The following is a 13552-nucleotide window of genomic DNA, read 5'->3' on the forward strand; positions in this document are numbered from 1 at the left end:
CCAGGTCATTACCATTCAACCCTGAAGTTCGCCATAGCACCCATACCGTCGCGGCTCGGAATTTGTATGCATCAGCCGGTAGCAAAGTCCTTTGCGTGCCCGTAACGTCAGCTACCTCGGTTGGAGCCGAGAAGTTCCAGCATCTCTGCGACAACCTCACCTATCTGCTTGGACAGCAAGGGAGGTACAGCGTTTCCCACTTGATGGAACTGCTGAGTACGAGGCCCTTCAAAGAAGTAGTTGTCCGGGAACGACTGAAGGCGCGCGGCTTCCCTCACCGTCAGACTGCGTCCCTGCTTGGGGTCAGGATGGATGTAGTAGTGGCCATCTTTGGAAATGTGGGACACCACGGTCGTAGCCGGAGCATCCCACACTTGGACTCTGAACCGGTCAGTGAACGGTGTCCCGTCCTGCCCAATATTGTTGTGATCGGGGTGAAGAGCGGCAGGCAGGTCAGTGTATTTTGGGCTCTTGCCTAATCGCTCGGCGAGTTCTGCTAAGACTCGGTAGCGTGCAAGATCAGAAACCATATGAGTGCGCGGCACGTGCTGCACGGGTGTTTTTAGACGGGCTTCATGAACCCATGCTTCATATGCATCCACGGCCAAGGTTCCAGGTTTTATAGGCTCTGGATTCGACGGCAGTGGGAAAGAACGGATCTCGGCCAATGCCTCGGCTTGAATTGAGTTCCAGTCTCGCTCAACTTTCGGTTTTCTCGGGGAGATCTGCGTACGAACGCTAGGCATGGTCTGGAGCGCCGCGCGAACCGTAACTGGGCCGTCAGCCTTCTTGAGGACTCTTCGTGGAACCTGTGCTGCAACGTCCGTCCTAATGCCGAGAAGAATCACGCGGTGACGCTTCTGCGGGACTCCATATTCCTCTGACCGGATGATGAAGTCCGAAGGGTCCAGATCGTGCGGATCGGCGTCCACAACTAACGAGCGAATCTCATACCTAGCACCGCTGGGGAGGCGCTTGAGGTCACCGAGAATAGTTTGGAACATACTACTGTCGCCGTTTTTCGACGAGAGAAGCCCCTTGACATTCTCCATGACAAAGATGGTCGGTTTAAATTTGCCCAAAATGTGGAGATATTCGCGGTAGAGAAAGTGTTTATGGTCTGAGGCGAAGGATTCGTCTCCAGTCCTGCGAGACCTCCCGGCAAGAGAATATGCCTGACAGGGTGGACCGCCGATAAGAGCCCAGTGTCCACGCTCGTTCTCTGGCCCGAGCTGTTGGGCGATGAAGTCGTCCACCTCCGGGCGGTTAGTCTCACCAAGTTCGACTTGATAGACGTGGGATTTGGCGGCCAAGTACGCCTTCTTAAAGTCACCCGTGAGAACGGAATACCACGTTTTCCTACCCTCGATGTAGTCAAAGTAGGGGCGCAAATCGCCTCCCGATCGAACAAGCTCCCGGTAGGTTGCGCGCAGTCGCAAGGTTTGGCATGCAAGGGTGTCCATCTCAAACGACGCTAGTGTCTTGTATACGAAGTTCCCGTGTTCATCTCTCACACTGGAAAATCCTTCGTTTAAGCCTCCGGGCCCCGCGAAGAGATCAATAACTGGAAACACATGCACTCCTTGATATCCGACACTCCAGGATACCAGGCCCTGCCGACAATCTTCCCATGAGTCCAAGCGGCAGCTCTCAAAATCAAAGGAAGGGTGGTAGCGGCTTCGTGTGCACCATCCAGCGCGGGTGAGATCACGGCCCCAGACCTATGGGAATGATTGCCACTTGAACCTTGGGCGCCTCCGACGACGCCGACCTCAGCCAACTGGAATGGAAGCGCGGCAACTACATCACCGCCAAGCTCGGCGCCTTTTACACCCGAATCGACGCCCGTGCCGCCAAGGTGATCCGCGAACTCCGCGACAGGGTCACCAACACCGACCACATGCGTGCCATCGGCTTCTGCGTCTCGGTTCAGCACACCCGCCTCATGAGGTGTTCAACAGGGCAGGCATTGCCTCCGTCGCCGTCGCCGGTTGCACCGGGCGCAGCTGGTCCGGGACATCGCCTCATGCCCCGAGACCGAGCTGGAGGCCTATCTGGAGCGGTCGGGAAACGACGTGAAGACGGTCTACCGGTCCACCAGGGCGGTGACTTCCACAGACGCCTTCTTTGTCACCCTGAACAAGGACGACAAGAAGCACTCGGCGACGACGATGCACAAGGGGTATGCCATCAGTCCTGAGCTGTTCCAATGGGACTCACAGAACGCAACGTCTCCGACGAGCCCGACGGGGCGCCGCTACCTTGACCACGCCTCGTAGGGTTCAAGTGATCTTCACAAGGGACACTGCCCACGGCGAAACGGGGCTGACGGTGCCGTACACCTGTCTCGGGCAGGTGGACTATGTGCAGCACTGGGGCGAGAAGCCGATCGCTATTACCTGGAACCATGCCCGCCGATGTGTATGCCTCAGCGGCGGCGGTGGCGCAGTAAGAAGTGAGCTGATCCTCAGCAGTCAGCGCTTCAGGGAAACAGTAGAAGGACCACACGGCCAATACGTGCTGGCGCCAGGCGGTGCCATATGATCTGATTCATCGGTCTCGGCCGGTTCTTTGTTGCGTTATCGCCGATGGGGGCTTTTGTGTCTACGACTTTTGATCAACTTCTCGATTCCTACCGTGGTCTTGCTGATTCGGAGCGGATGAAAGGTAGTTATTTTGAGCAGTTGATTGAGCAGTATTTGGAACACGATGGGGTCCAGGCGCCGCAGTACACGAATGTCTGGTTGTGGCGTGACTGGCCCGGCCGGAACGGCAAGCCAGACACTGGGATAGACCTTGTGGCCGAGCGAGCGGACGGCGGGTTCACGGCCATTCAGTGCAAGTTTTACGCCGAGACCCACACCATGCAGAAAAGCGACATCGACTCGTTCATCTCGGCTTCGGGCAAGGAGCCGTTCACCCACCGGCTGATTGTGTCGACAACGTCGAAGTGGAGCCCGAACGCAGAGGAGATGCTGGACAGCCAGCACATTCCGGTTCAGCGCATCGGACTCTCCGATTTCCGCCACTCCAACATCGACTGGTCCACTTATGAGCTGACGGACCCTTCCAAGGCTCCGAGGCTGCACGAGAAGAAGCAACTTCGGCCGCACCAGCACGAGGCCGTCACGGCAACGATGAAGGGGTTCATCGATAACAACCGGGGCAAGCTGATCATGGCCTGTGGCACAGGCAAGACCTTCACCGCCCTTAAGATCGCCGAGCGGTTCGCCGAGATGGAGGGACACGCCCGCATCCTGTTCCTAGTCCCCAGCCTGGCGCTCATGTCCCAGTCTCTTAAGGATTGGTCGGACGAGACCGAACAGCCCATGCATGCCTACGCGGTCTGCTCCGACGTGAAGGTCGGGCGCCAGAAGAACTCGGACCTGACAGATGTCGCTATCCACGACCTCCAGATCCCGGCCACCACGGACGGCAAGACGCTCGTCGAGGCCATGGGGAAGAATGAACTGGACGAGGGCATGACGGTGGTCTTCTCCACCTACCAGTCCATCGACGCGGTCGCCCAGGCCCAGCAGGCCGGGCTGCCCGACTTTGACCTCATCATCTGCGACGAAGCGCACCGCACCACCGGCGCCACCCTGGCCGGCACCGAGGAATCGCACTTCGTCAAGGTCCACCGCAACGACGTCATTGCCAGCGGCAAGCGGCTGTATATGACGGCCACCCCACGCCTCTTCAACGACGACACCAAGAACGCAGCCATGGAGAAGGACGCCATCCTGTGCTCCATGGATGACGAAACCATGTATGGCCCGGTGTTCTACCGGATCGGCTTCGGCGAAGCCGTCACCAAGAAACTTCTAGCCGACTACAAAGTCCTGGTCCTCGGTGTCGAGGAAACGCAGGTGGTTTCGTCTTTCCAGGACCAGCTTGCCGATTCCAACATGGAATTGAATATCGACGACGTCGCCAAGCTCATCGGTTGCTGGAACGGTCTGGCCAAGCGCCGCTCCGGTGCCCACGAAACTTCGTTCGGCAATGACCTCGCCCCCATGAAGCGGGCCGTCGCGTTTAACCGCGACATCAAGTCCTCCAAGCTGGTCGAGTCCGAGTTCGAGGAGCTCGTGCGTGTGCACCTGACCAATCTGGAGAATGACGATCCCACTGATGACCTCAAGGTCCAGGTGAAGCACATCGACGGCGGCTTCAACGCGGTTGCCCGTGCCGAACGCTTGGACTGGCTGAAAGAGGAGATTAACCACGACGGCGGCAAGCCCACCTGCCGGATTCTCACCAATGCCCGCTGTCTGACCGAGGGTGTGGACGTCCCTTCGCTGGACGCGGTGTTGTTCCTGAACCCGCGCAACTCCATGGTGGACGTGATCCAGGCCGTCGGACGCGTGATGCGCATCGCCAAGGGCAAGCAGTTCGGCTACATTGTGCTGCCCATCGCTATTCCAGAAGGCATGTCTACATCCGAGGCGCTCAAGGACAACACGCGCTATAAAGTCGTCTGGCAGGTCCTCCAGGCCCTCCGTGCCCATGACGAGCGTATGGATGCGTCCATCAATCAGATCGAGCTGAACCACAACGCGCCCGAATCCATCGTTATCGAAACGGTGGACCTGGCGCCAAGGAAAAAGAAAGGTCCGGGCATTGGCGACCCGGAACACGTCGAGCCCGAGGACAAGGACTATGAACAGCCGACGCTGCAGTTCCCCGTAGACGATTGGAAGGACGCCGTCTACGCGAAGATCGTGGACAAGTGCGGTAACCGGATGTACTGGGAAGACTGGTCCAAGGACATCGCAGAAATCGCCAACAAGCATATCGTCCTGATCAACAACCTGCTCGAACAGGCCGACACCGCGCACCGCAAAGCCTTCGATGACTTCATCCAAGGCCTGCAGGAGAACCTGAACCCGGACATCGACCAAGCCCAGTCGGTCGAGATGCTCGCCCAGCACCTGGTCACCAAGCCCGTCTTCGACGCCATGTTTACGGACTCGAACTTCACCGAACATAACCCGGTGTCCCTGGCGATACAGAACATCCTCAACCAGCTGGACGACCATTCCGCATTCGAGAAGGAACGCGCCGGCCTGGAGAAGTTCTACGACTCCGTGCGTGCCCGGGTGAAGTCCATCGACAACGCCGCGGCCAAGCAGAAAATCATTCTGGAACTCTATGACAACTTTTTCCGCAACGCCTTCCCCCGGGTCGCAGACCGCCTCGGCATCGTCTTTACCCCCGTCCCAGTGGTGGACTACATCCTCCGCTCCGCGGACGCGGCACTGCGGCTGGAGTTCGGGAAGTCCCTCTCCGATGACGGCGTTTCAATCCTTGAACCCTTCGTCGGCACTGGAACGTTCGTCACCCGTCTGCTGCAGTCCGGGCTGATTAAACCGGAGGACCTGCACCGCAAGTACACCGAGGAACTTTTCGCCAACGAAATTGTGTTGCTCAGCTACTACATCGCCGCCATCAACATCGAAACAGTCTTCGCCGAAGAAGCCTCTCGACTTGGCATAAACCACGGCTACGTGCCGTTCGATGGCATCGCATTGACGGACACATTCCAGCTCAACGAGTCCGACGGCCAAGTTGAATCCACTGTGTTCTTCCCGGAGAACTCCGAGCGGGTAAGACGCCAGAAAAACGCGCCTATTCAGGTCATCGTAATGAACCCGCCGTACTCCGGCGGCCAGGAGAGCGCCAACGACGACAACCAAAACCAGGCATACCCTGTCTTGGACGCCTCCATCGCGGGATCGTACGCTCGGCACTCCTCCGGAACGAACAAGAATAGTCTCTACAATTCTTACATCCGCGGAATTCGCTGGGCATCCAACCGGATCAAAGACGACGGTGTCATAGCCTTTGTCTCGAACGGCAACTTCATCGACGGAAATACAGCCGATGGCCTCCGAAAAGTCTTCGCCACCGAATTCAGCCGCATCTTCATCTACAACCTTCGAGGCGATCAGCGGACGTCAGGGGAACAGTCTCGCCGTGAAGGCGGGAAGGTCTTCGGATCCGGATCGCGCAACAAGGTGGCAATCGCCATCCTGATCAAGAAGGCCTCCCACTCCGGCCTCGCTGACATCCGGTATCGCGACATCGGGGACTATCTCACTCGCGAACAGAAGCTTGACCTCTTGGCCATCGAGCAGTCGCTCGAAGGAACCGAGTGGGAAACGATTACACCGAACGAGCACGGCGACTGGGTTAACCATCGCGACGAACGCTATGACCTATTCCAGCCGATGGGCGACAAAGCGACGAAGGGAAAAACTGGAACACCCGGGATTTTTTCGACCTTCTCATCTGGATTGAAGACGAACCGAGATGCGTGGTGCTACAACTTCAGCAGGGATTCGCTTGAGGTGAGAATGAGGGGAATGATCTCGTTCTATAACGAACAACTTGCATCCGCCGAACCCAGCAACGACCCCACCAAAATCGCTTGGGGCGGGAGTCTCAAGGAAGATCTCAAACGAGGCAAAGCGCATTTCTATTCCGAGGAGGCCGTGCGAAAGTCCGACTACAGGCCGTTCTGTAAGCAGTTTGTTTACTTTTCGAGCACCATGAACGAGCGCCAGTATCAGTTGCCCCGGTTGTTCCCCACGCACTCTCACCCCAACTTGGTTATTACGACTTCCACGGATTACCGCAAGGATTGGTCGGCTCTTATCACGTCAATTGTCCCCGATCTGTCTTTTGTAGCGACGGACCAGTGTTTCAGCCTCTACACCTACGAAGCTGTTCCCGACGGCGAGTTGCCACTGGCGGGCGGTTCCGCCGTCGTCGTCGATGGGTACGTTCGCAAGGACAACGTCACCGACATGTCGCTGTCCACCTACCGCGGCTTCTACGAAGACGCGGCCATCGGCAAGGAAGACATTTTCTATTACGTGTACGGCCTGTTGCACAGCCCCACATATAAGGAGAAGTACAAAGCCGACCTGATGAAGATGCTGCCCCGCATCCCGAAGGTCAAGGACTTCTGGGGCTTCAGCAAAGCTGGACGCGCCCTGGCTGACCTCCACCTCAACTATGAAACAATCGAGCCCTACGCACTCGAGGAGATCGTTCAAGGCGAACCTGCCGGCGACCTCTACGACTTCTACCGGGTGCGTAAGCTCTCCTTCGGCGCCCGCAAGGACCGCTCCCGGATCATCTACAACTCGCGAATCACATTGGCCGGCATTCCGGACGAGTCCTTCGACTACCAGGTCAACGGCAAGTCGGCGCTGGAGTGGATCATCGACCGTTACCAGGTGACGACCCACAAGGACTCGCAGATCACCAACGATCCCAACGACTACTGCCGCGAGGTCGGCAACCCCCGCTACATTCTGGACCTCATCAAGCGCATCGTCACAGTGTCGGTGGAGACCAATAAGATCGTCGCAAACCTGCCCGCCCTGGACATCGCTGAGTAGCTGTAAAGCTAACTGCGCCAGATCCGCAACATCGAAGAGGATGTAGAGCTCATATGTCTGAAAGCACCGGACCAAACCGGCGAAAGCGCATTCGCGCGGTCATGGAAATATTGGCCGCACACCCCGAGGGAGTCGCGAACACGAAGGACGCGGACGGGATCTTCCAACTCGCAATCGAACGCGTTCCTCTCAGCCCCGCTGAATCTATGACCAATCCGAGCAACCAACTCCGCGGATACTCAAGTTTGTCTTTCGACTCCATCGGCCTGGTCGTGGCAGGGTGGATAACCAAGACGGACGGGATCTGGCGCATTACGCCCGAGGGGGTCAAAGCGCTCGACCTTTACTCTGGGGCAGACGAGCTGTTCGGGCAGATGACCAAGTTGAGTGCCGCCCAGACCGCGGCCCGAAAGGCTAATCGCGCAGAACAACTCCGAACGGTGCTGGTTTCACGGAACCCTGCTGAGGAAGTTTTCCGGACCACGAGTGCGCTATTCGTGCAACAGGGTCTTCGCGACGGTACGTCTGTATTCGACCCAGACCGTGACGTTTGGACGGTAGAGGCAATCTCGGAAATCCGGCAGAGGTTCATCGACGCTCCTGACATGGGCGAGGGGACGTTCGTCGAAAAGGTTCGCCAGCAGTTTGCGGAAGCCTCCGATGACGCTCGGCTGCTGATGGCCGAGCTCGTCACCTGGCAGGTGCTTCCGGCGGTAGACCGAGCCATCGGATTCGGAAAGAAACGCGAACGGATCTCTGCAGTTCTGCAGACCATGGACGAGCCCGTTGCCATTCCTGAGCAGGTTCTCAGCGGGCTCAAGAATGGCGTAGTTATGCCCGGCCAAGCCATGAACAGCAACACCTTCCAAGCGATGGTGGTCGTCATTTCGGTGGTCGAGGCCTATCTGCAGGCAACGGTGGAGACGCAGCAACGAGTGCTGCAGGATCCATGGGCTTGGAAATCCTTCGTCTTCGGCGTGAAAGGCCACAACTTCCCGACACAACGAAACGCTCTGCTCTACATGGTCCATCCGGAGACGTTCACGGATAGCTTCTCCGATGAGGACAAAGGTCTGATACGCAACGCGTTTATCAGTCATGACGCAGATTCCACCGGGGATGTTGACCGGGACTTGTTTAGCATCGGCCTGCGCATGCAGCAGGAGAGCGGCAAGCACATCGACTTCTATGACGAGGAGCATAAGCCGCTGTGGAAGAAGGGGAGCAGCCCGAGGCCCAACCATGCTGGTGAAGTCGACGGCGAAGCAGCGGAACCGCTGCCGGCACCCGGAAACGAACGGATACCCTTCCCGCAAGCAGACGTTGCCCTGAGCGGCAGGGTGTTCATCAACCAAGAATGGCTGCAGGACTCGTTGGATTTGCTAGAGTCCAAGCGCCAACTGATTCTTTTTGGCCCGCCCGGCACGGGCAAGACGTTCGTCGCCCTTGCCCTCGCCGAACACATCGCACGCGACGAAGCCGAGCTTGTCCAGTTTCATCCGAGCTACGCCTACGAAGACTTTTTCCAGGGGTACCGTCCGGTCACCGTCAATGGCACGCTCAGCTACGAGCTCAAAGACGGGCCGCTTCGGCGGATCGTGGACAAAGCCAACAGGGCCAAGCACCGGAACTTCGTTCTCGTCATTGACGAAATCAACCGCGGCAACCTCGCCAAGATCTTCGGCGAGCTCTACTTCCTGCTGGAATATAGGCACCGGAAAATCAATCTCCAGTACAGTGCAGAAGCATTTGAGCTGCCGGACAACCTCTTCATTATTGGCACCATGAATACCTCCGATCGTTCCATCGCCCTTATGGACGCGGCGATGCGGCGCCGATTTGCCTTCCGAGAACTCCACCCGGCGCACGAACCTGTCAGCGGGGTGCTTAGCGCCTGGCTCAAGGCGCACCAGCACAACGAACTTGGCCAGGAGCCCGCAGCGCTGCTCGAGCAACTCAACAAGAAGATCAAGGATGCGGCTTTCAGCATCGGACCTTCCTACTTGATGCCGAAACGCGGAGAACTCACCCATGAAGTCCTAGACCGGATCTGGTCATCAGAAATTCTGCCGCTTCTCGAAGAGCATCACTACGGCGAGGGCAAGGATGTGTTGAGGCAATACCGCATTGAAACCCTGCGGGCGGAGCGTTCCGCCTCGGAAAGTGCAGCCCCAAAGGACGCGACGGGTGGGACTATGGCACCGGCCGAGGCGGAATAGTCTTTGCCGATCTTCGAACTTCGTGAAAGCGCCGCCAGCCAGACCTTAGCGTTGCCGGACGGGGTGGGTCGTGCGATTAATGCCCTAGGGATAGCTACCGCTCTTCCGGAAGGAGGCGGTCAGTGGACCGTGTCCGCAGTATCGAAAGTCGGTGTGATCGCCGTCGGGACAGACGAACTCAGCATCCGGCCGAAGATGCCGATATCTCGGCTGTTTTATCTCATGGGGTATTCGCAGGCACCCGGCTATTGGCGAGACGAGGATGTGACCCTTTCCGCTGATGACGAGCTGGCCAGTAGCATTGCCAGCTCGTTCATCCGGCAGGTCAAGAAAGCGACCGTTCAGGGGTTGCTTCAGGGATACAGGCCCGTGAACGAAGGCGTACCTATGATCCGGGGCCGGCTCGACGTGGCGGCCCAGATTGGACGCCGTGCCGGCCTTCCCCTGCCAGCGGAGGTCTCGTATGACGACTACACCGTAGACGTCGCAGAAAACCGCCTTTTGCTGTCGGCGGCAAAGACACTTCTGACGGTTCCGCGTATCCCTGAATCGAACAGGCAGTCCCTACGGAAGCTGCTACTGAAATTCGATGGCGTGGCAACCATTGCCCGTGGGTCCGCGCTTCCGGAAATACACTTTACCCGCCTGAACGCCCACTACCGACCGGCTGTTGTTCTGGCGCAGATCATTCTTCGCCATGGTTCATTGGAGCAGCCTTCGGGAGAGGTCGGAGCCAGGGCGTTCCTCTTCGACATGTGGGAAGTCTTCGAGGACTTCGTTTCGGTGGCTCTCCGCGAGGCCATGGGTTCGAACGACGGAAGGATCGATCTGCAGTACACGGGCAAACACTTGGACGTCGGCGCCAAAGTCTCCCTGCGCCCGGATATTGTCTGGCACAAGGATGATGTGGTTCTGGCCGTTCTGGACGCAAAATACAAGGCCGAGAAGAACAAGCGATTCCCGAACGCCGACTTGTACCAGATGCTCGCCTACTGCACGAGGTTTCAAATGAAAGCTGGGCATCTCGTTTACGCTAAGGCCGAAAATGCGGAGCTCTCGCACCAGATCGACGGTGCCGACATCCACATATACAGCCACGCCTTGGACTTGGAGGCAAAGCCGGAACAGCTGCTTCAGCAAGTCCGGAATCTTGCGACAAAAATAATCGAATATTCAAAAGGGGCGTGCTAGCACTTTCGTGACGCCAGGTATGGAGCATAGTGCTGGCGCACTACTCGGAACATCCTTGACAGGTTCAGGGCGTTCTTGCAAAGGTCCAGCAAACCGCTGGGCCTTTTGCAGAGAGACGCGAGCTCCAATGTCACGAGACGTTGCTGGTTCGTCCACTAGATGCGACTTCATATTGAGTATGCACTGGATTCAACACTCACACTCTAAAGGAGACGGAAACAGTTGGACGTATACCTCCGGAGCATCGATCGTCGGTGGCGCAATGAACTTCACGACGACATGGTCAAAGTCCAGGCATTCTCCCCTTACCTGACGTCCCGGACGGCAGATTCAGTTCTGGGCGGCGTAGGGGAGGGAGTATGCGAGATTTACACTCTCTTCGAAACGGACGTGTTTGCCTCCGGCGCGTCCTCCTTGCCCACGCTAGTCAAGCTTATGGAACAAGGGCACCAGCTTTTCCACCTTCCCGATCTTCATGCAAAAATCATTCTCGCCCCTGGAGAGTTTGCCAGCATCGGTAGTCAGAATTTGACCAGCCGAGGCACGCGAAACAAGGAAGCAACCGTCGCGTTCCAAGATCCGGCAAATTTGAAGGAACTCGAAAAGAACATTCAGCCGTGGTTGCTGGAACGCGTCCCCATAACGCCTAAAATGATTGCCGACATGGAGGAACTGCTTCCACCTATACGACGGCTTTACTTGGCCGCACAAGCCGCGGCAAGGCATGCGGACTCGGAAATCCTTCGCAGGCGCGAGCAACGCGATGACGAGCATTCACAGCGCCTGCAGCTATACAAGGAAAAGGTTAGACGACTCGGCCTCGTTGTCACAGCCGTCAAGCGAGCGCCGAAATCGCCTCAAGTGTGTTACGGCACAGTAAAACTCATGGAGTCCGAAAAGTACTCGTGGGAATCGCGGACTTACTCATTCTCCAAAACCAATAGTCTCGTCGTTGGCCGCGAAGACGACCTTACACTCTGGTGGCTAGATGGTAAACGTATAGATCTGGTCCCCCGGAAGCGTTACCTCTGCGTCCACCAGAACGGCAGAAAACTGGGGTGGGCAAGAGTTGGAAAAACTCGGATCACGTATATCGGGAAGGGCGTCAGACGAACTGAGCCAATCTGGATGGCGGGGCAGCGTTACGTCCTTAGTTTCAACGCTGATTGGTCTCACCAGTCGGCATATGGACGAAACGCGACTGTCAAAATTAGTCATTTGAGCGGGAACCCTGTTTGTGTTGTCAGCATTTGGTTCAGCATTGACGATGTTCTCCTGCTCCATGCTGAGGCCGCAGAGGGGGGAACACTTCCCGACACGACAAAGTCGGCGATGGTCAATTGGGTCCGGGAAAATCCCACCGACTTCCGCAGGACGGTCCTGCCCCACTTCGTCTCACCGTTCCTCTACGAGGAACGCCTAAACGGCGTTCAAGCCACTGACTTTTTCGGTCCACTTGGGAGCCGCTACAAGCTTGGGTTGCTTCAGGCCGACGGAAATGCAGTCATCACTGTCGAATCAGTCTAACTTGGCCGGGGTTCCAAAGCATTGTACAAAAGACAGTGCTTCGTTTTTGACTTCTGCAAGCTGTTTGCCCTCGACACCGGACCGACTACTGCTAGTTCTGATATCCGCCTCGACGTCCTGGTCCAGGGCCAGGCCCACTCCACTGTCGGCAGACTGCTATTAGCCATCGCCCCCGTCGTCGCGGGCTGGCCGGCAACGTAAGCGCCGAAGGACCGGTGCCCCCAGAAGCGCCGGACACCGGAAGTCGGCAGGGTGTTGATGCCCGGCGTGGTGAGGGTTTTCGAACCCGCGCAGTCCGTGCGCAAGTGAACCTGCGGTGGAGCCGGCGTCTAGCAGGATGTTCTCTCCGGGCTGGATCACGGACCCGGCCCAGCGGGAGATTGCGTGCTTTTGCTCGAACGCCTCGCCGGTGCGCTGCCGCAGCGAAGCTTCCGGGTGCGCGCCCAGCGCCATCGCCCCGCCGTAGGTGTAGGCCAGCCGGCCCTGCGTGTTCAGGAGCGCGAGATCGCGGCGGATGGTGGACGCGGTCACCTCGAACTTGACGGAAAGTTCCTCCCACGGAGGCCAGGCGGTGGTGAGGGCGAGGTGGTAGATCTCCTCGCGCCGCGCGTTTGCGCTGAGCGTTCCCGGTCTCCTTCCCTGGGCATGGTGGTTGCAGTGCTACCCTTGCTAGTCCCGGCCCCCACAAATTCCGCGGGTTACACGGCCACGGACGGCCGGGTGACCATTTCCGCCGCTTGGTGCAGCGCCTCCACCATTGACCGGGAATCGGCGATCGCGTTGCCGGCGATGTCGAACGCGGTGCCGTGGTCCACGGACGTGCGGATTACCGGCAGGACCACGTGATGTTCATGCCCGCCCCAATGCCCAGCACCTTAGCTGGCCCGTGGCCCTGGTCGTGATACATGGCCACCACCAGGTCGTAATCGCACCGGCCAGCCCGCAAGAACAGTGTCCACCGGCAGCGGGAGACCGCGTTACTCCCGTCCGCCTGCGCCAGCTTCACGCCCGGCTCGATCTTCTCCGCTTCCTCGCCCTGACCGAACAGGCCGTTCTCGTGCGCGTGCGGCTCGATGGCGCACACGCCGATCTTCGGGTTCGGGATGCCCGCCCGGACAACGCCTCGTGGCCGCGGCAGGTGGCATGCGGACGGCATCCATCAGCCCGATGTGCTAGCTCCGATTTTCCGCTCTGCGCACCAGTGAC

At 58.2% G+C, this 13552-nt stretch carries 6 protein-coding genes and 2 pseudogenes; 5 read left to right on the top strand and 3 right to left on the bottom strand.

Annotation, left to right across the window (positions count from 1 at the left end):
* Positions 1-107: 107 nt before the first annotated feature.
* Positions 108-1574, bottom strand: coding sequence for a DNA cytosine methyltransferase (locus FDW81_RS15990; RefSeq protein WP_240720349.1), 1467 nt, complete (start codon positions 1572-1574; stop codon positions 108-110).
* 417 nt (positions 1575-1991) lie between these two features.
* Between FDW81_RS15990 and FDW81_RS18520 the strand changes: the two genes are divergently transcribed.
* The 5 genes from FDW81_RS18520 (at position 1992) to FDW81_RS16015 (ending at position 12346) form a co-directional block, all read left to right on the top strand.
* Positions 1992-2279, top strand: a complete 288-nt coding sequence (locus tag FDW81_RS18520; RefSeq protein WP_240720351.1) for a DUF3427 domain-containing protein — start codon at positions 1992-1994, stop codon at positions 2277-2279.
* Between the two features lie 405 nt (positions 2280-2684).
* Positions 2685-7409: a DEAD/DEAH box helicase gene (locus FDW81_RS16000; RefSeq protein WP_370279112.1), complete on the top strand. Its 4725-nt coding sequence runs from the start codon at positions 2685-2687 to the stop codon at positions 7407-7409.
* A 53-nt stretch (positions 7410-7462) separates the two neighbouring features.
* Positions 7463-9628 carry an AAA family ATPase gene (locus FDW81_RS16005; RefSeq protein ID WP_138135203.1) on the top strand — a complete coding sequence of 722 codons (2166 nt, stop codon included), beginning with the start codon at positions 7463-7465 and terminating at the stop codon, positions 9626-9628.
* A 129-nt stretch (positions 9629-9757) separates the two neighbouring features.
* Complete coding sequence (locus FDW81_RS16010) at positions 9758-10819, top strand: McrC family protein (RefSeq protein ID WP_171027250.1); 1062 nt, start codon at positions 9758-9760, stop codon at positions 10817-10819.
* A gap of 222 nt (positions 10820-11041) precedes the next feature.
* Complete coding sequence (locus FDW81_RS16015) at positions 11042-12346, top strand: phospholipase D-like domain-containing protein (RefSeq protein WP_138135205.1); 1305 nt, start codon at positions 11042-11044, stop codon at positions 12344-12346.
* 248 nt (positions 12347-12594) lie between these two features.
* Here FDW81_RS16015 and FDW81_RS16020 read toward each other — a convergent pair.
* Positions 12595-12940: pseudogene (locus FDW81_RS16020) on the bottom strand (DeoR family transcriptional regulator); the annotation flags it as partial.
* 104 nt (positions 12941-13044) lie between these two features.
* Positions 13045-13502: pseudogene (locus FDW81_RS16025) on the bottom strand (4-hydroxythreonine-4-phosphate dehydrogenase PdxA).
* Between the last annotated feature and the right edge of the window lie 50 nt (positions 13503-13552).

The sequence above is a fragment of the Pseudarthrobacter sp. NamB4 genome, assembly GCF_005796185.1.
GTDB lineage: Bacteria > Actinomycetota > Actinomycetes > Actinomycetales > Micrococcaceae > Arthrobacter.

What these genes read in the sequence shown, in the direction of transcription:
- FDW81_RS16005 (WP_138135203.1), top strand. Translation starts at nt 7,463, where the DNA reads ATGTCTGAAAGCACCGGACCAAACCGGCGAAAGCGCATTCGCGCGGTC.